General features: G+C 56.5%; 16 protein-coding genes. 13 read left to right on the forward strand and 3 right to left on the reverse strand.

Annotation, left to right across the window (positions count from 1 at the left end):
* Positions 1-3: 3 nt before the first annotated feature.
* Both kdpA and kdpF read right to left on the reverse strand, forming a co-directional pair.
* The gene (gene kdpA / locus DFO52_RS07905) at positions 4-1,683 is read right to left on the reverse strand and encodes a potassium-transporting ATPase subunit KdpA (RefSeq protein WP_029741176.1); all 1,680 of its coding nucleotides are present in this window, start codon (positions 1,681-1,683) and stop codon (positions 4-6) included.
* On the reverse strand, positions 1,683-1,772 hold the full coding sequence (gene kdpF, locus DFO52_RS07910) for a K(+)-transporting ATPase subunit F (protein WP_014069365.1): 90 nt from the start codon (positions 1,770-1,772) through the stop codon (positions 1,683-1,685). Before kdpF ends, kdpA begins: the two co-directional genes overlap by 1 nt.
* Before the next feature lie 309 nt (positions 1,773-2,081).
* On the opposite strand from kdpF, the gene DFO52_RS07915 reads away from it, so the two are divergent.
* The 7 genes from DFO52_RS07915 (at position 2,082) to nei (ending at position 7,979) form a co-directional block, all read left to right on the forward strand.
* Positions 2,082-2,288: a YbfA family protein gene (locus tag DFO52_RS07915; protein ID WP_023310781.1), complete on the forward strand. Its 207-nt coding sequence runs from the start codon at positions 2,082-2,084 to the stop codon at positions 2,286-2,288.
* Between the two features lie 389 nt (positions 2,289-2,677).
* Positions 2,678-4,111: a deoxyribodipyrimidine photo-lyase gene (gene phrB, locus DFO52_RS07920; RefSeq protein WP_133550015.1), complete on the forward strand. Its 1,434-nt coding sequence runs from the start codon at positions 2,678-2,680 to the stop codon at positions 4,109-4,111.
* Positions 4,101-4,844, forward strand: a complete 744-nt coding sequence (locus DFO52_RS07925; protein ID WP_133550400.1) for a type 2 GTP cyclohydrolase I — start codon at positions 4,101-4,103, stop codon at positions 4,842-4,844. Before phrB ends, DFO52_RS07925 begins: the two co-directional genes overlap by 11 nt.
* Positions 4,845-4,858: 14 nt before the next feature.
* Positions 4,859-5,515: a 5-oxoprolinase subunit PxpB gene (gene pxpB / locus DFO52_RS07930; protein ID WP_029741173.1), complete on the forward strand. Its 657-nt coding sequence runs from the start codon at positions 4,859-4,861 to the stop codon at positions 5,513-5,515.
* A complete protein-coding gene (gene pxpC / locus DFO52_RS07935; RefSeq protein ID WP_047648380.1) occupies positions 5,509-6,441 on the forward strand; it encodes a 5-oxoprolinase subunit PxpC in 933 nt (310 codons plus the stop codon). The genes pxpB and pxpC overlap by 7 nt, the downstream gene beginning before the upstream one ends.
* A complete protein-coding gene (gene pxpA, locus DFO52_RS07940) occupies positions 6,428-7,168 on the forward strand; it encodes a 5-oxoprolinase subunit PxpA (protein WP_047648379.1) in 741 nt (246 codons plus the stop codon). Before pxpC ends, pxpA begins: the two co-directional genes overlap by 14 nt.
* 19 nt (positions 7,169-7,187) lie before the next feature.
* Positions 7,188-7,979 carry an endonuclease VIII gene (nei, locus tag DFO52_RS07945; RefSeq protein ID WP_029741594.1) on the forward strand — a complete coding sequence of 264 codons (792 nt, stop codon included), beginning with the start codon at positions 7,188-7,190 and terminating at the stop codon, positions 7,977-7,979.
* Between the two features lie 97 nt (positions 7,980-8,076).
* Here the strand turns inward: nei and DFO52_RS07950 are convergent, their stop codons facing one another.
* On the reverse strand, positions 8,077-9,360 hold the full coding sequence (locus tag DFO52_RS07950) for a citrate synthase (RefSeq protein WP_023334930.1): 1,284 nt from the start codon (positions 9,358-9,360) through the stop codon (positions 8,077-8,079).
* Between the two features lie 639 nt (positions 9,361-9,999).
* Between DFO52_RS07950 and sdhC the strand changes: the two genes are divergently transcribed.
* The 6 genes from sdhC to odhB all read left to right on the forward strand — a co-directional run bounded on the left by sdhC (position 10,000) and on the right by odhB (position 17,505).
* Complete coding sequence (gene sdhC / locus DFO52_RS07955; RefSeq protein WP_020684965.1) at positions 10,000-10,404, forward strand: succinate dehydrogenase cytochrome b556 subunit; 405 nt, start codon at positions 10,000-10,002, stop codon at positions 10,402-10,404.
* Complete coding sequence (sdhD, locus tag DFO52_RS07960; protein WP_008501088.1) at positions 10,398-10,745, forward strand: succinate dehydrogenase membrane anchor subunit; 348 nt, start codon at positions 10,398-10,400, stop codon at positions 10,743-10,745. The genes sdhC and sdhD overlap by 7 nt, the downstream gene beginning before the upstream one ends.
* Complete coding sequence (gene sdhA / locus DFO52_RS07965) at positions 10,745-12,511, forward strand: succinate dehydrogenase flavoprotein subunit (RefSeq protein WP_133550017.1); 1,767 nt, start codon at positions 10,745-10,747, stop codon at positions 12,509-12,511. Before sdhD ends, sdhA begins: the two co-directional genes overlap by 1 nt.
* 15 nt (positions 12,512-12,526) lie before the next feature.
* Complete coding sequence (gene sdhB, locus DFO52_RS07970; RefSeq protein WP_008501090.1) at positions 12,527-13,243, forward strand: succinate dehydrogenase iron-sulfur subunit SdhB; 717 nt, start codon at positions 12,527-12,529, stop codon at positions 13,241-13,243.
* Positions 13,244-13,462: 219 nt separating this feature from the next.
* Positions 13,463-16,270, forward strand: a complete 2,808-nt coding sequence (sucA, locus tag DFO52_RS07975) for a 2-oxoglutarate dehydrogenase E1 component (RefSeq protein WP_029741595.1) — start codon at positions 13,463-13,465, stop codon at positions 16,268-16,270.
* 14 nt (positions 16,271-16,284) lie between these two features.
* Positions 16,285-17,505, forward strand: a complete 1,221-nt coding sequence (odhB, locus tag DFO52_RS07980) for a 2-oxoglutarate dehydrogenase complex dihydrolipoyllysine-residue succinyltransferase (RefSeq protein WP_008501093.1) — start codon at positions 16,285-16,287, stop codon at positions 17,503-17,505.
* The last annotated feature ends 74 nt before the right edge of the window (positions 17,506-17,579 follow it).

Raw genomic sequence — 17,579 nt, forward strand, 5'->3', positions numbered from 1 at the left:
AAATCAGCGTAAAGAGAGGTATTCCGCGACCGGGCCTAACGCGAGGGCGGGGATAAAGGTCAGGGCGCCGACCAGTAACACGGTACCCGTCAGCAGGCCGATAAACAGCGCGCCGTGGGTCGGTAATGTCCCGGTGGTGGTCGGTTGGATTTTTTTATTCACCAGCGATCCGGCAATCGCTAACACCGGCACAATGATCCCGAAGCGACCCACGAACATGCAGAACGCCAGCAGGCAGTTCCAGAACGGTGAGTTGGCGCTTAGGCCCGCAAAGGCGCTGCCGTTGTTGTTGGCGGCAGAGGAGACGGCATACAGCACTTCGCTAAAACCGTGAATGCCGGGGTTAAAGATGCCGCTGCGTCCGGCCTCGGTCATCAGGGCCAGCGCGGTGCCGAGCAGCACAAGCGCAGGGGTGACCAGAATCGCCAGCGCGGTTAATTTCATCTCGCGAACGTCGATTTTTTTACCGAGGTATTCCGGGGTGCGGCCAATCATCAAACCGGCAATAAACACCGCCAGCAGCACGAACAACAGCATGCCGTAAAGACCCGAACCCACGCCGCCAAAGACGACTTCGCCAATCTGCATCAGCCACATCGGGATCATGCCACCCAGCGCCGTAAAGGAATCGTGCATGGCGTTGACCGCCCCGCACGAGGCCGCCGTGGTGACCACCGCATACAGGCTGCTGGCGAGAATGCCAAAGCGGCTCTCTTTACCTTCCATGTTGATATTGCTGTTGGCCCCCAGCTGCATGAAATGGCTGTTGCCGTTCCATTCAGCCCACATCACCAGCGCCACGCAGACCACAAAGATAAGCGACATCGTCCAGAGCAGGGTGCGGCCCTGACGGCGATCGTTGACCACATCACCAAAGGCAAAGCAGAGCGCGGCGGGGATCAGGAAAATCGCCAGCATCTGCACAAAATTGGTCAATGCGGTAGGGTTTTCAAACGGATGCGACGAGTTGGCGTTGAAGAAGCCACCCCCGTTCGTCCCGAGCATTTTGATGGCTTCCTGTGACGCCACTGGCCCCATCGGCAGGAGCTGTTTTGCGCCTTCCAGCGAGGTATAAGGCGCGTAAGGCATCAGGTTTTGCAGGGTGCCCTGCTGGATAAAGAACAGCGCGATCAGCAGCGCAATTGGCAGAAGGATCCACAGCGTAATGCGCGTCAGATCCACCCACGCGTTACCCAGGGTATTGATTTTCTGACGCGCAAACGCACGCGTCAGCGCGAAGATCACCGCGATACCGCTGGCGGCCGAGAGGAAGTTTTGCACGGTTAACCCGACCATCTGGCTGAAATAGCTCAGCGTGGTTTCACCGGCGTAGGACTGCCAGTTGGTGTTAGTGACAAAGCTCACCGCCGTGTTCAGCGCAAGATGCCAGGACAGGCCCGGTAACTGTTGCGGATTCAGCGGCAGGATGCCCTGCAGCATCAGCATCGCAAAAAGCGCAATGAGCCCAACGATATTCAGCAGCAAAATGGCGATCAGATACTGACGCCAGCTCATCTCCCGATCGTCTATTCCCAGTACGCGCCAGATCCCTTTTTCAACGCTTCCCGTGCCGGGCAGGGGGACGTTGTTGATTAATCGTGCCAGTCCCGATCCCAGTGGCCTTGCCAGAATGAACAGTACCACTAAGAAGCTGGCAATAAGCAGAAACGCCTGAGCAGCCATCAGAAGGCCTCCGCATTTATCAGGGCATAGACCAGATAACCCAATAACAGGAACACCAGCACGATGCCGGCAATAAGACCTGCACTCACAATCCACCTCCGGGTGACTTTCGTTGTTGTACTAACGGTAGGATTTCCGGCGCAAAGATTTCGCAAAAATGGGGAGGGCGGGTGTAAAAAAAGTATAAAAATGGCAAAGCCCACAATTTAACTATTGATAAGTAAATCGTTAACTTTTTTGTAACTTAATTACGGAGAGAATGTAAATATTCACTAAATGGGCAAAAATAAGTGGTCGGATGAGTAGTAAAATTACAAACAAAGCGATATTATTTTAGCCAGGTCACAGATTTTGAATTTTCCGGATGACGTTTCCGGCCAACTATAGGGGAGAAAAATATGGATCTTTATAAAGAGTATCCGGCTCATATCGTGTTCTTGCGCCGCGCTTTCGCCGTAGTGGCTGGCGTGCTGGCTCTGCCGGTGATGCTGTTCTGGAAAGATCGTGCACGTTTTTACAGCTATCTGCACCGCGTCTGGGCGAAAACCAGCGAGAAGCCGGTGTGGATGGATCAGGCCGAGAAAGCGACCTGCGATTTCTACTGATACGAAGACTACACATAGCAATAAAAAAACCGCCACATTACGTTGGCGGTTTTTTTGTCCCTCGGGATTCGCGCTCCGTTGGGTGGCTTCAGGCCTTCGTCAGAGGTTACAGGCATATATTTAGCCCTCTTTCTTGCCGGGTGACGCTGCGCTTACCCGGCCTACACAGTGCAAAGATATCAAGTTTTGCATGTTTCATTGTAGGCCCGTGCAAGCGTAGCGCCGCCGGGCGAAACGCACATCAAGCACTTTGTTAGCACTCTGTAAGGCCGCCCTGGCGGCCTTTTTTATTTCATCCCGTCTACACTTCATGGCAAAGTAGTTCAATGCATGCTTTTTCCTTTTACGGCATGCCCTTATGGACATAATGGACAATAGCCTGGAGTTTTATGCCCACCCATCTGGTTTGGTTTCGCGCGGACCTGCGCGTACATGACAACATCGCACTCGCGGCGGCCTGTCGCGACAAAGACGCTAACGTACTGGCTCTGTTTATGGCCACGCCCGAGCAGTGGCGGCAGCACGATATGGCTCCCCGCCAGGCGGCCTTGCTGCGTGCGTATCTGACCGACCTGCAGCACTCGCTCGCCGGAAAAGGCATACCGCTTCTCTATAAAGAGGTAGGTGATTTTGCCGCACAGCTGCAGACGGTGCAGGAGATCTGTAAGCAGCACAACATCACGCGTCTTTTTTACAACTATCAGTACGAATTCAACGAGCAGCAGCGCGACCGTCAGCTGGAGAAGATGCTGGAAGGGGTGGTCTGCGAAGGGTTTGATGACAGCGTGATGCTGGCACCGGGCAGCGTGATGACCGGCAGCCACGAGATGTATAAAGTTTTTACGCCGTTCAAAAATGCTTTTATCAAACGTCTGAAAGAGGCGCTGCCGGAGTGCGTTGCCGCGCCTGCCGTGCGAGGCGAAGCCATAAAAGAGCTGCCTGAGCTGACGTTTGATTACCCTCAGCAGCCGTTTGATGAAACGCTGTTCCCCGCCGACGAGAAAACGGCCATCGCCCAACTGCGCCAGTTCTGCAAGCAGGACGCGGGCTATTACGACGCGCGTCGGGATTTTCCCGCCATCGAGGGCACCAGCCGCCTGTCGGCCTGTCTGGCGCTGGGCGCGATCTCACCGCGCCAGTGTTTACATCGTCTGCTGGCGGAGCAGCCGCAGGCGCTGGAGGGCGGCGCAGGGTCCGTCTGGCTGAATGAACTTATCTGGCGCGAGTTCTACCGCCATCTGATGACCTTTCATCCTGGTTTGTGTAAGCATCGGCCCTTCATTGGCTGGACCGATAATGTAAAGTGGCAATCGAATGATAAGCAGCTGAAAGCCTGGCAAAGCGGGCAGACGGGCTATCCGATAGTCGATGCCGCCATGCGTCAGCTTAATGAGACGGGGTGGATGCACAACCGCCTGCGGATGATTACCGCCAGCTTTCTGGTGAAGGATCTGCTTATCGACTGGCGTATCGGAGAGCGCTATTTTATCTCTCAGCTGATCGATGGCGATCTCGCGGCGAATAACGGCGGCTGGCAGTGGGCGGCCTCTACCGGCACCGATGCCGCGCCTTATTTCCGGATTTTCAATCCGACCACGCAGGGACAAAAATTTGATGCGGACGGCGAGTTTATCCGCCGCTGGGTTCCTGAACTTAACGCTATACCTGCTAAAGCGATCCACGAACCGTGGGCATGGGCGGATAAACAGCGTGTAAAGCTGGATTACCCTCGTCCGATTGTCGACCATAAACAGGCGCGTGTCGCCACGCTGGCGGCGTACGAAGCTGCCCGCAAAGCAAAAGAGAGTGATGATGAAAAATAGCGAACTGGAAAGCCTGATTAACGAAAAACTGAACAGTACCTCTTTCAGCGATTACGGCCCGAACGGGCTCCAGGTCGAAGGTCGTGAGACGGTGCAAAAAATTATCACCGGCGTGACGGCAAGCCAGGCACTGCTGGACGAGGCTGTTCGTCAGGACGCCGACGCGGTGATTGTCCATCACGGTTACTTCTGGAAAAACGAATCGCCGATTATTCGCGGGATGAAGCGCAATCGCCTGAAAACGCTGCTGGCAAATGACATCAACCTGTACGGTTACCACCTGCCGCTGGATGCGCACCCGGATCTCGGCAACAACGTCCAGCTGGCGCAGCTACTGGGGATTACCGTGATGGGTGAAATTGAGCCTCTGGTGCCGTGGGGCGAGCTGGCGATGCCGGTTCCTGGACTGGAGCTGGCATCGTGGATTGAAGCGCGCCTGGGCCGTCGTCCGCTGTGGAGCGGTGATACCGGTCCGGATACGGTTAAGCGTGTCGCATGGTGTACCGGTGGCGGTCAGGGCTTTATCGACAGCGCCGCGCGTTTCGGCGTCGATGCTTTTATCACCGGCGAGGTTTCCGAGCAAACCATTCATTCGGCGCGTGAACAGGGGCTGCATTTTTACGCGGCTGGCCATCACGCCACCGAGCGCGGCGGCATTCGCGCCCTCAGCGAGTGGCTGACGGAAAATACCGATCTGGATGTGACCTTTATTGATATCCCTAACCCAGCCTGACGAGAGGTAGTTAAGTGCAGCGAGCGCGTTGTTATCTTCTGGGTGAAACCGCAGTGGTTCTGGAGCTTGAACCACCGGTGACGCTTGCCACGCAAAAGCGTATCTGGCGGCTGACCCAGCGTCTGGCCGACATGCCTGAAGTGGTTGAGACCATTCCGGGTATGAATAACATAACCGTCGTGCTGCGTAGCCCGCATACCCTGGCGCTGGATGCTATTGAACGTTTGCAACGCTGGTGGGAAGAGAGCGAGGCGCTGGAACCGGAGTCGCGCGCCATTCAGATCCCGGTTGTTTATGGCGGTACGGGTGGGCCGGATCTTGGCGTGGTGGCAGACCACTGCGGATTAACAGAAAAGCAGGTTGTTGAGCTGCACAGCTCGATTGACTACGTGGTCTGGTTCCTGGGGTTTCAGCCCGGATTCCCGTATCTGGGCGGATTATCTCCCCGGCTGCATACGCCACGCCGTGCCGAGCCGCGCGTGAGCGTGCCGGCGGGTACGGTGGCTATCGGCGGCGAGCAGACCGGCGTTTATCCGCTGACATCGCCTGGCGGCTGGCAGCTTATTGGGCATACCGCTACACCGTTATTTGAACCCGGGCTGGAGACGCCAATACTCCTGCGTCCCGGGGATACCCTTCGCTTTATCCCGCAGAAGGAGGGGGTATGTTAACGCTTATTCGCGCCGGGCTTTACACCTCCGTACAGGATGCCGGCCGCTTTGGTCTGCGTCAGTCGGGCGTGAGCTACTGCGGTGCGCTTGACCGTCCTTCGCTGGAGATTGCCAACCTGCTTGTGGGCAACCCAGGCAGCACGGCGGCGCTAGAAATTACGCTGGGTCAGTGTGTAATTGAGTTTGGTCAGGAAACCTGGTTTGCCTTAACCGGCGCAGGGTGTGAGGCGACGCTGGATGGCAAAGCGGTGTGGACCGGCTGGCGGCTGCGGGCGAAAGCCGGGCAGCGCCTGACGCTCAAACGTCCGCTGCACGGCGTGCGTAGCTATCTCGCGGTGGCTGGCGGCATTGACGTGCCGGAGGTGCTGGGCTCATCCAGTACCGATCAGAAGGCGGGCATCGGCGGGCATGAAGGGCGTTTGTTGCGCGACGGCGATCGGCTGGCAATCAAACCCTCCGCGCGCCATTTCTCGACCACGCAGGGCGTAAAACAGCTGCTGTGGGGAAACCAGATCCGCGCCTTACCGGGGCCGGAATATCATGAGTTTGACGAGGCGTCTAAAGAGTCCTTCTGGCGTGCGCCGTGGAAGATCAGCCCGCAGAGTAACCGCATGGGCTACCGCCTTCAGGGGCAGCCGCTGACCCGCACGACGGACCGGGAGCTGCTCTCCCACGGTTTATTGCCGGGGGTTATTCAGGTGCCGGGAAACGGTCAGCCCATCGTATTAATGAACGATGCGCAAACTACCGGCGGCTATCCGCGCATTGCCTGCATCATTGAAGCGGATCGCTACCATCTGGCGCAAATTCCCCTCGGCCAGCCGATTCACTTCGTGCAGTGTTCGCTGGAGGAGGCGCTTAAGGCGCGGCAGGATCAGCAGCGTTATCTGGAGCAGCTGGCGTGGAGGCTTGATGGTAAAGATTGATTTGAACGCCGATCTGGGGGAGGGCTGCAGCGCCGATGAGGCGCTGATGACGCTGGTCACCTCGGTCAACATCGCCTGCGGCTTTCACGCGGGCGATGCGCAAACCATGCTGGAGAGCGTACGTAATGCCATTAAAAACGGCGTCGCGATAGGCGCTCATCCGAGCTTCCCCGACCGGGAAAACTTTGGCCGCACGGCGATGGATCTGCCGCCTGAGACGGTCTACGCGCAGGTGCTCTACCAGATCGGCGCGCTGGAGGCGATGGTGCGCGCCCAGAACGGCGTGATGTGCCACGTGAAGCCGCACGGAATGCTCTACAACCAGGCAGCGAAAGATCCGGCGCTGGCAGAGGCGATTGCCCGCGCGGTGCGGGACTGTAATCCGCAGCTGATTCTGGTAGGCCTTGCGGGCAGCGAGCTGATTCGTGCCGGAGAACGGCTGGGCCTGACCACCCGCCAGGAAGTGTTTGCCGACCGCGGCTATCAGCCCGATGGTAGTCTTGTACCGCGTTCGCAGGCCGGGGCGCTGATTACCGATGAAGCTAAAGCGCTGGCGCAGACGCTTGAGATGGTGCGCGCCGGGCGGGTGACCGCCGTGGACGGAACATTGGCGAACGTGCAGGCCGATACGGTGTGTTTACACGGCGACGGCGAGCATGCGCTCCAGTTCGCGCGCCGCTTGCGGGCAGCGTTTTCTGAAGAGGGTATCCTCGTCAGCGCCGAATAATGACGATAAGGACACAAAAATGCCTGAAGGTCCGGAGATCCGCCGCGCGGCGGATAGCCTGGAGGCGGCGATAAAGGGCAAACCTCTGACGGATGTCTGGTTTGCTTTTCCTCAGCTAAAACCGTTTGAATCACAGCTGGTGGGGCAGACGGTGACCCATATTGAAACGCGCGGCAAGGCCTTGCTCACGCACTTTTCCCATAACCTGACGTTATATAGCCATAACCAGCTTTACGGCGTCTGGCGCGTGGTGGAGGCGGACGAGCAGCCGCAAACCACCCGCGTGCTGCGCGTCAGGCTGCAAACGGCGGATAAAGCGATCCTGCTCTACAGCGCGTCGGATATCGAAATGTTAACGCCGGAGCAGCTGCTGACGCACCCGTTTCTACAGCGGGTCGGGCCGGACGTGCTGGACATGCGCCTGACGGCGAGCGACGTGAAGGCCCGGCTGTTATCACCTAAATTCCGTAACCGACAGTTTTCCGGTCTGTTCCTCGACCAGGCCTTTCTGGCCGGGCTGGGTAACTACCTGCGGGTAGAGATCCTCTGGGAAGTCGGGCTGGCGGCGCAGCATAAAGCGTCTCAGCTGAATGATGAACAGCTGGAGGCGCTATCCCACGCGCTGCTGGATATTCCGCGGCTGTCGTACAACACGCGCGGCGTGGTGGATGAGAACACGCATCACGGGGCGCTGTTCCGGTTCAAGGTGTTTCATCGGGCGGGGAAGAAGTGCGAGCGGTGCGGCGGGATTATCGACAGGATTATGCTCTCTTCCAGACCTTTTTACTGGTGCCCGCACTGCCAGCAATAAAAGTAAAACGGTAACCCATGGGTTACCGTTTTTAAGGTTTTCTCCCTCTCCCTGTGGGAGAGGGGCGGGGTGAGGGCATCAGGCCGCACCCATCCTGTTAGCGCTTAATATCAGACTTAAAATCACGCTGCTCGTAGCCGGTATACAGCTGACGAGGACGGGCGATTTTCATGCCTTCGCTGTGCATTTCGTTCCAGTGCGCAATCCAGCCTACGGTACGGGCCATAGCGAAGATCACGGTGAACATGGAAGACGGAATGCCCATCGCTTTCAGAATAATGCCAGAGTAGAAATCGACGTTCGGGTAGAGTTTCTTCTCGATGAAGTACGGGTCGTTCAGCGCGATGTGTTCCAGCTCCATCGCCACTTCCAGCAGATCATCTTTGGTACCCAGCTCTTTCAGCACTTCGTGGCAGGTCTCACGCATGACGGTAGCGCGCGGGTCGTAGTTTTTGTAAACACGGTGACCGAAGCCCATCAGGCGGAAGGAGTCATTCTTGTCTTTCGCGCGACGCACGAACTCAGGAATGTGCTCAACGGTGCTGATCTCTTCCAGCATCTTCAGTGCCGCTTCGTTCGCGCCGCCGTGCGCCGGTCCCCACAGGGAGGCGATGCCCGCAGCGATACAGGCGAACGGGTTCGCGCCTGAAGAGCCCGCGGTACGGACGGTAGAGGTAGAGGCGTTCTGTTCGTGGTCAGCGTGCAGGATCAGAATACGGTCCATCGCGCGTTCCAGCACCGGGTTCACTTCGTACTCTTCGCACGGCGTGGAGAACATCATGCGCAGGAAGTTACCCGCGTAGGAGAGGTCGTTGCGCGGATACACAAACGGCTGGCCGATAGAGTATTTGTAGCACATCGCCGCCATGGTAGGCATTTTGGACAGCAGGCGGAACGCCGCGATATCACGGTGGCGCGGATTATTCACGTCAAGGGAGTCGTGGTAGAACGCCGCCAGCGCACCGGTAATCCCGCACATCACCGCCATCGGGTGAGAGTCACGACGGAACGCATGGAACAGACGGGTAATCTGCTCATGGATCATGGTGTGACGGGTCACGGTGGTTTTGAATTCATCGTACTGCGCCTGCGTCGGTTTTTCGCCGTTCAGCAGGATGTAGCACACTTCCAGATAGTTGGATTCGGTGGCTAACTGATCGATGGGGAAGCCGCGATGGAGCAGGATACCTTCGTCACCGTCAATGTAGGTGATTTTGGATTCGCAAGATGCGGTAGAGGTAAATCCAGGGTCAAAGGTGAATACACCTTTAGAACCCAGCGTACGGATATCAATAACATCCTGACCGAGCGTGCCTTTTAGCACATCCAGTTCAATAGCAGTGTCACCATTTAGGGTGAGCGTTGCCTTTGTATCAGCCATTTACGGTCTCCTTAGCGCCTTATGCTTAAGACTGCGCTTTACCGGATTTGCTTTCAGCTGTTAATCACCGTTACCAGATTGTTATTTGGCTTACCGCTCAGCTCACGAGGACAAACCAGGGTACAGAGCTATGGCGCCTTGCAGGTAAACGAATGAAATATCAGTGAAACAACAGCAAATCAGCGTTTTTGCAGTCCGAATTATTCAAACCTGTATATCACTAATAACTGTCCTGATAACTTCGGTCAATACCATCACACTGTTACATAACTATTTGTCAGGTGAAAGAGAGACCTCATAACTTTTGCGCATTATATGCCTTTTCTGATGACGTTTGTAACAATATTGTTTAACATTTGTCAAATCAGATGATTAAAAATTAAAAAGATGTTGTTATCGTGACCCTGATCACTGTTCCAGAGAAAACCCGACAAACTGTATGTAGGTTAATTGTAATGATTTTGTGAACGGCCTATACTGCCGCCAGGTCTCCGGAACACCCTGCAATCCCGAGCCACCCAGCGTTGTAACGTGTCGTTTAAGCATCTGGAAGCAGTGTTTTGCATGACGCGCAGTTATAGAAAAGGAACGCTGCTTGACCCGCATCGCAGTCCGGAGGAAGGAAACAATAAGAACAGCATGTGGGCGTTATTCATGATAAGAAATGTGAAAAAACAAAGACCTGTCAATCTGGATCTCAAAACGATCCGGTTCCCTGTAACAGCAATAGCGTCCATTCTGCACCGTGTTTCTGGTGTGATTACGTTTGTGGCGGTCGGTATTTTACTGTGGTTACTGGGCACCAGCCTCTCTTCCCCTGAAGGATTCCTCCAGGCCTCTGCCATCATGAACAGCTTCTTCGTGAAATTCATCATGTGGGGCATTCTGACCGCGCTGGCGTACCACGTCGTCGTGGGTGTTCGCCATATGCTGATGGACTTTGGCTACCTGGAAGAGACTTTCGAAGCCGGGAAACGCTCCGCTAACATTTCATTTGTGATTACAGTCGTGCTCTCACTTCTCGCAGGAGTTCTCGTATGGTAAGCAACGCCTCCGCATTAGGACGCAACGGCGTACATGACTTCATTCTGGTCCGTGCTACCGCCATCGTTCTCACTCTTTACATCATCTATATGATCGGTTTCTTCGCGACCAGCGGCACGCTGACGTGGGAAATCTGGAGTGGGTTCTTCGGATCCGCCTTCACCAAAGTGTTCACCCTGCTGGCTCTGTTCTCCATCCTTATTCATGCGTGGATTGGCATGTGGCAGGTGTTGACCGATTACGTTAAACCGCTGGCGATTCGCCTCCCACTGCAGCTGGCCATTGTTGTTGCACTGGTGGTTTACGTTATTTATGGATTCGTTGTGGTGTGGGGTGTGTAATGAAACTGCCAGTCAGAGAATTTGATGCTGTTGTAATTGGTGCCGGTGGCGCAGGTATGCGTGCCGCACTGCAAATTTCCCAGAGCGGCCAGACCTGTGCGCTGCTCTCTAAAGTTTTCCCGACCCGTTCCCACACTGTGTCTGCGCAGGGCGGTATCACCGTTGCGCTGGGTAACTCCCATGAAGATAACTGGGAATGGCACATGTACGACACGGTAAAAGGTTCCGACTACATCGGCGACCAGGATGCCATCGAATATATGTGTAAAACCGGCCCGGAAGCGATTCTGGAGCTGGACCACATGGGTCTGCCGTTCTCCCGTCTGGAAAATGGCACTATCTATCAGCGTCCGTTTGGCGGCCAGTCGAAAAACTTCGGCGGCGAGCAGGCGGCACGCACCGCGGCGGCGGCTGACCGTACCGGTCACGCGCTGCTGCACACCCTGTACCAGCAGAACCTGAAAAACCACACCACCATCTTCTCCGAGTGGTACGCGCTGGATCTGGTGAAAAACGCCGATGGCGCAGTCGTCGGCTGTACCGCGCTGTGTATCGAAACAGGTGAAGTGGTTTACTTCAAAGCTCGCGCTACCGTGCTGGCTACCGGCGGCGCAGGCCGTATCTATCAGTCCACCACCAACGCCCACATCAACACCGGTGACGGTGTCGGTATGGCTATCCGCGCTGGCGTGCCGGTGCAGGATATGGAGATGTGGCAGTTCCACCCAACCGGTATCGCCGGCGCGGGCGTTCTGGTAACAGAAGGCTGCCGAGGTGAAGGTGGCTACCTGCTGAACAAACACGGCGAGCGCTTCATGGAGCGTTATGCCCCGAATGCGAAAGACCTGGCGGGTCGTGACGTGGTGGCGCGTTCCATCATGATCGAAATCCGTGAAGGCCGCGGCTGTGACGGCCCATGGGGTCCACACGCGAAGCTGAAGCTCGACCACCTGGGTAAAGACGTTCTGGAGTCCCGTCTGCCGGGCATCCTGGAACTGTCCCGCACCTTCGCACACGTCGACCCGGTGAAAGAGCCGATTCCGGTTATCCCAACCTGCCACTACATGATGGGCGGTATTCCGACCAAAGTGACCGGTCAGGCGCTGACCGTGAACGAGCAGGGCGAAGACGTGGTTATTCCTGGCCTGTTCGCGGTAGGCGAAATTGCCTGCGTATCCGTACACGGTGCAAACCGTCTGGGCGGCAACTCCCTGCTGGACCTGGTGGTGTTTGGTCGTGCAGTGGGTCTGCATCTGCAGGAATCCATTGCCGAGCAGGGCGCGCTGCGTGACGCGACCGACGACGAAATTGATGCCTCACTTGAGCGCCTCAACCGCTGGAACGGTAACCGCAACGGCGAAGATCCGGTGGAAATCCGTAAAGCGCTGCAGGAATGTATGCAGCACAACTTCTCGGTATTCCGCGAAGGCGACGCGATGGCCAAAGGTCTTGAGCAGCTGAAAGCGATCCGCGAGCGTCTGAAAAATGCCCGTCTGGACGACACTTCCAGCGAGTTCAACACCCAGCGCGTTGAGTGCCTGGAGCTGGATAACCTGATGGAAACCGCGTTCGCGACGGCGATGTCGGCAAACTTCCGTACCGAAAGCCGTGGCGCGCATAGCCGCTTCGACTTCCCGGATCGTGATGACGAAAACTGGCTGTGCCATTCCCTGTATCTGCCAGAGTCGGAATCCATGACGCGTCGTAGCGTCAATATGGAACCGAAACTGCGTCCGGCGTTCCCGCCGAAGATTCGTACTTACTAATGCGGAGACAGGATAATGAAACTCGAATTCTCAGTTTATCGTTATAACCCGGATGTTGATGACGCTCCGCGTATGCAGGACTACACCCTGGAAGCGGAAGAAGGTCGCGACATGATGCTGCTGGATGCCTTAATCCAGCTGAAAGAAAAAGATCCTACGCTGTCGTTCCGCCGCTCCTGTCGTGAAGGGGTTTGTGGCTCTGACGGTGTGAACATGAACGGCAAAAATGGCCTGGCCTGCATCACGCCAATTTCAGCGCTGCAGCGTCCTGGTCAGAAAATTGTTATCCGTCCTCTGCCAGGCCTGCCGGTCGTGCGTGATTTGGTGGTAGACATGGGGCAATTCTATGCACAATATGAGAAGATTAAGCCTTACTTATTGAATAATGGGCAAAATCCACCCGCTCGCGAGCACTTACAGTCTCCTGAGCAGCGTGAAAAACTCGATGGGTTGTACGAGTGTATTCTCTGCGCATGCTGTTCAACGTCCTGCCCGTCGTTCTGGTGGAACCCGGACAAGTTTATCGGCCCGGCCGGTCTGCTGGCTGCCTATCGCTTCCTGATCGATAGCCGCGACACCGAAACCGACAGCCGTCTGGAAGGACTGAGTGACGCTTTCAGCGTATTCCGCTGCCATAGCATCATGAACTGCGTCAGTGTGTGTCCGAAGGGGCTGAACCCGACGCGCGCCATCGGCCATATTAAGTCGATGCTGCTGCAGCGCAGTGCGTAAGTAGTGAGAGGGGAGCGCTGTTCCCCTCACCCTAACCCTCTCCCTAAGGGAGAGGGAACAGAGTGCAGAAACCTTTAAAAACTGCCCTGAAGTCTAGACAGTTTCTAAAGGTTCCTTCGCGGGCCACAAAGAGCTCGCAGGTGAACCCCGGCACGTACACGTGGTGTGCGTGGTAGTTTCTACGGCGAAAGTAAGCATAAAAATGCTTAAGGGATCACGATGCAGAACGGCGCAATGAAAGCCTGGCTGGACTCTTCTTTCCTTTCTGGTGCGAACCAGAGCTGGATTGAACAGCTCTATGAAGACTTCTTAACCGATCCTGACTCAGTGGACGCAAACTGGCGTTCCATGTTCCAGCAGTTGCCTGGCACAGGGGTCAAACCGGATCAATTCCATTCCAAAACACGTGATTATTTCCGTCGTCTGGCGAAGGATGCCTCACGTTACTCTTCTGCGATTTCCGACCCTGACACCAATGCGAAGCAGGTTAAAGTCCTGCAGCTTATCAACGCTTATCGCTTCCGCGGTCACCAGCATGCGAATCTCGATCCGCTGGGACTGTGGAAACAAGACCGTGTGGCCGATCTCGATCCGGCATATCACGATCTGACCGAGGCCGATTTCCAGGAAAGCTTTAACGTAGGTTCCTTTGCCATCGGCAAAGACACGATGAAGCTGGGCGATCTGATTGACGCGCTCAAGCAAACCTACTGCGGCTCCATCGGCGCGGAATACATGCACATTACCTCTACCGAAGAGAAACGCTGGATCCAGCAGCGCATCGAATCCGTAGCGGGCCACGCGACCTTCTCGGCTGACGAGAAAAAACGCTTCCTGAACGAACTGACCGCAGCGGAAGGGCTTGAGCGCTATCTGGGCGCGAAATTCCCGGGCGCAAAACGCTTCTCGCTGGAAGGCGGCGACGCGCTGGTGCCGATGCTGAAAGAGCTGATTCGTCACGCAGGCAAGAGCGGCACCCGAGAAGTGGTACTGGGCATGGCGCACCGTGGTCGTCTGAACGTGCTGGTCAACGTGCTGGGTAAAAAACCTCAGGACCTGTTCGACGAATTCGCGGGCAAACATAAAGAACACCTCGGCACCGGTGACGTGAAGTACCACATGGGTTTCTCGTCGGATATCGAAACCGAAGGCGGTCTGGTTCACCTGGCGCTGGCGTTTAACCCGTCACACCTGGAAATCGTTAGCCCGGTGGTTATCGGTTCCGTGCGTGCGCGTCTGGATCGTCTGGACGAGCCGAGCAGCAATAAAGTTCTGCCAATTACCATCCACGGCGATGCGGCGGTAACAGGGCAGGGCGTGGTTCAGGAAACCCTGAACATGTCGAAAGCGCGTGGTTACGAAGTGGGCGGTACCGTTCGCATCGTGATCAACAACCAGGTGGGCTTTACCACCTCTAACCCGCTTGACGCGCGTTCTACCCCGTACTGCACCGACATCGGTAAGATGGTGCAGGCGCCAATCTTCCACGTTAACGCGGATGACCCGGAAGCCGTTGCTTTCGTTACCCGTCTGGCGCTGGATTTCCGTAATACCTTTAAACGCGATGTGTTCATTGACCTCTTCTGCTACCGCCGTCACGGCCACAACGAAGCGGACGAGCCAAGTGCAACCCAGCCGTTGATGTACCAGAAAATCAAAAAACACCCGACCCCGCGCAAAATCTATGCTGACAAGCTGGAGAGCGACAAAGTGACGACGCTGGAAGATGCGACCGAAATGGTCAACCTCTACCGCGACGCGCTGGATGCGGGTGAATGCGTGGTCAAAGAGCTGCGCCCGATGAACATGCACTCTTTTACCTGGTCGCCGTACCTCAACCACGAGTGGGATGAGAGCTACCCGAACAAGGTCGAGATGAAGCGCCTGCAGGAGCTGGCTAAACGCATCAGCACCGTACCGGACGCTATCGAGATGCAGTCTCGCGTGCAGAAAATCTACGCTGACCGTCAGTCCATGGCGGCAGGCGAGAAGCTGTTCGACTGGGGCGGCGCGGAAACGCTGGCTTACGCAACGCTGGTTGACGAAGGCATTCCTGTTCGTCTGTCCGGTGAAGATGCGGGTCGTGGGACCTTCTTCCACCGTCACGCGGTTGTTCACAACCAGTCCAACGGTTCAACCTATACCCCGCTGCAGCACGTGCACAACGGTCAGGGCCAGTTCAAGGTCTGGGACTCCGTGCTGTCTGAAGAAGCGGTTCTGGCCTTCGAATACGGTTACGCCACCGCTGAACCGCGCACCCTGACCATCTGGGAAGCGCAGTTCGGTGACTTCGCCAACGGTGCGCAGGTGGTGATCGACCAGTTCATCTCCTCCGGCGAGCAGAAGTGGGGCCGCATGTGTGGCCTGGTGATGCTGCTGCCGCACGGTTATGAAGGTCAGGGGCCGGAGCACTCCTCCGCGCGTCTGGAACGTTATCTGCAGCTTTGCGCCGAGCAGAACATGCAGGTGTGCGTACCGTCCACCCCGGCTCAGGTCTACCACATGCTGCGTCGCCAGGCGCTGCGCGGTATGCGCCGTCCGCTGGTGGTGATGTCGCCGAAATCCCTGCTGCGTCACCCGCTGGCGGTGTCGAGCCTGGAAGAACTGGCGAACGGAACCTTCCTGCCAGCCATCGGTGAAATTGACGAGCTGGATCCGCAGGGCGTGAAGCGCGTGGTGATGTGTTCTGGTAAGGTTTATTACGACCTGCTGGAACAGCGCCGCAAGAACGATCAGAAAGATGTCGCCATCGTGCGTATCGAACAGCTTTATCCGTTCCCGCATCAGGCGATGCAGGAAGTGCTGAAACAATATGCTCACGTACATGATTTTGTCTGGTGCCAGGAAGAGCCGCTTAACCAGGGCGCATGGTACTGCAGCCAGCATCATTTCCGTGAAGTGATTCCATTTGGGTCAGCCCTGCGCTATGCAGGTCGCCCGGCCTCCGCCTCTCCGGCGGTAGGGTATATGTCCGTTCACCAGAAGCAGCAACAAGATCTGGTCAATGACGCGCTGAACGTCGATTAATTAAAGGATACAAAATGAGTAGCGTAGATATTCTTGTTCCCGACCTGCCTGAATCCGTAGCAGATGCGACCGTCGCTACCTGGCACAAAAAACCAGGCGATGCCGTTAAGCGCGATGAAGTGCTGGTAGAAATCGAAACTGACAAAGTGGTACTGGAAGTACCGGCTTCGGCGGATGGCGTTCTGGACGCGGTGCTGGAAGATGAAGGTACCACCGTAACCTCTCGTCAGATCCTGGGTCGCCTGCGTGAAGGCAACAGCGCGGGCAAAGAGTCCAGCGCGAAATCTGAAGAGAAAGCCTCTACCCCGGCTCAGCGCCAGCAGGCTTCTCTGGAAGAACAGTCTAACGACGCCCTCAGCCCGGCGATCCGTCGCCTGCTGGCTGAGCACAGCCTTGACCCGGCAGCCATCAAAGGCACCGGTGTGGGCGGTCGTCTGACCCGCGAAGACATCGATAAGCACCTGGCGAAAGCGCCTGCTCAGGCAGAAGCGAAAGCCCCTGCGGCAGCACCGGCAGCACAGCCTGCACTGGGCGCCCGCAGCGAAAAACGCGTGCCGATGACTCGCCTGCGCAAGCGCGTGGCCGAACGTCTGCTGGAAGCGAAAAACTCCACCGCGATGCTGACCACCTTCAACGAAGTGAACATGAAGCCAATCATGGACCTGCGCAAGCAGTACGGTGACGCGTTTGAAAAACGTCACGGTATCCGTCTGGGCTTTATGTCCTTCTACGTGAAAGCGGTAGTTGAAGCGCTGAAACGCTACCCGGAAGTGAACGCGTCTATTGATGGCGATGACGTGGTTTACCACAACTATTTCGACGTCAGCATGGCGGTTTCTACCCCACGTGGCCTGGTAACGCCGGTTCTGCGTGATGTGGATACCCTGGGTATGGCTGACATCGAGAAAAACATTAAAGAGCTGGCTGTAAAAGGCCGCGACGGCAAGCTGACCGTAGACGACCTGACCGGCGGTAACTTCACCATTACCAACGGCGGCGTATTCGGCTCGCTGATGTCTACCCCGATCATTAACCCGCCGCAGAGCGCGATCCTGGGTATGCATGCCATTAAAGATCGCCCTATGGCGGTAGACGGTAAAGTTGAGATCCTGCCAATGATGTACCTGGCGCTCTCTTACGATCACCGCCTGATCGACGGCCGCGAATCCGTGGGCTTCCTGGTCGCGATTAAAGAGCTGCTGGAAGATCCAACCCGTCTGCTGCTGGACGTCTAGTTTTGCAGTCTTGCCCGGCGGCGTATGGCTGCCGGGCCAATAAAAGCACGACCTAACGATTACCTGAAGGATGG

This window comes from Enterobacter sp. AG326 (genome assembly GCF_004362415.1).
GTDB lineage: Bacteria > Pseudomonadota > Gammaproteobacteria > Enterobacterales > Enterobacteriaceae > Enterobacter > Enterobacter asburiae.

Excerpts from the sequence above, each read along its gene's own strand:
- phrB (WP_133550015.1), top strand. The coding sequence starts at position 2,678 with ATGCCCACCCATCTGGTTTGGTTTCGCGCGGACCTGCGCGTACATGAC.
- sdhD (WP_008501088.1), top strand. The coding sequence starts at position 10,398 with ATGGTAAGCAACGCCTCCGCATTAGGACGCAACGGCGTACATGACTTC.
- sucA (WP_029741595.1), top strand. The coding sequence starts at position 13,463 with ATGCAGAACGGCGCAATGAAAGCCTGGCTGGACTCTTCTTTCCTTTCT.
- kdpA (WP_029741176.1), bottom strand. The coding sequence starts at position 1,683 with ATGGCTGCTCAGGCGTTTCTGCTTATTGCCAGCTTCTTAGTGGTACTG.
- pxpC (WP_047648380.1), top strand. The coding sequence starts at position 5,509 with ATGTTAACGCTTATTCGCGCCGGGCTTTACACCTCCGTACAGGATGCC.
- DFO52_RS07950 (WP_023334930.1), bottom strand. The coding sequence starts at position 9,360 with ATGGCTGATACAAAGGCAACGCTCACCCTAAATGGTGACACTGCTATT.
- DFO52_RS07915 (WP_023310781.1), top strand. The coding sequence starts at position 2,082 with ATGGATCTTTATAAAGAGTATCCGGCTCATATCGTGTTCTTGCGCCGC.
- nei (WP_029741594.1), top strand. The coding sequence starts at position 7,188 with ATGCCTGAAGGTCCGGAGATCCGCCGCGCGGCGGATAGCCTGGAGGCG.
- pxpA (WP_047648379.1), top strand. The coding sequence starts at position 6,428 with ATGGTAAAGATTGATTTGAACGCCGATCTGGGGGAGGGCTGCAGCGCC.
- sdhC (WP_020684965.1), top strand. The coding sequence starts at position 10,000 with ATGTGGGCGTTATTCATGATAAGAAATGTGAAAAAACAAAGACCTGTC.
- DFO52_RS07925 (WP_133550400.1), top strand. The coding sequence starts at position 4,101 with ATGAAAAATAGCGAACTGGAAAGCCTGATTAACGAAAAACTGAACAGT.
- odhB (WP_008501093.1), top strand. The coding sequence starts at position 16,285 with ATGAGTAGCGTAGATATTCTTGTTCCCGACCTGCCTGAATCCGTAGCA.
- sdhB (WP_008501090.1), top strand. The coding sequence starts at position 12,527 with ATGAAACTCGAATTCTCAGTTTATCGTTATAACCCGGATGTTGATGAC.
- sdhA (WP_133550017.1), top strand. The coding sequence starts at position 10,745 with ATGAAACTGCCAGTCAGAGAATTTGATGCTGTTGTAATTGGTGCCGGT.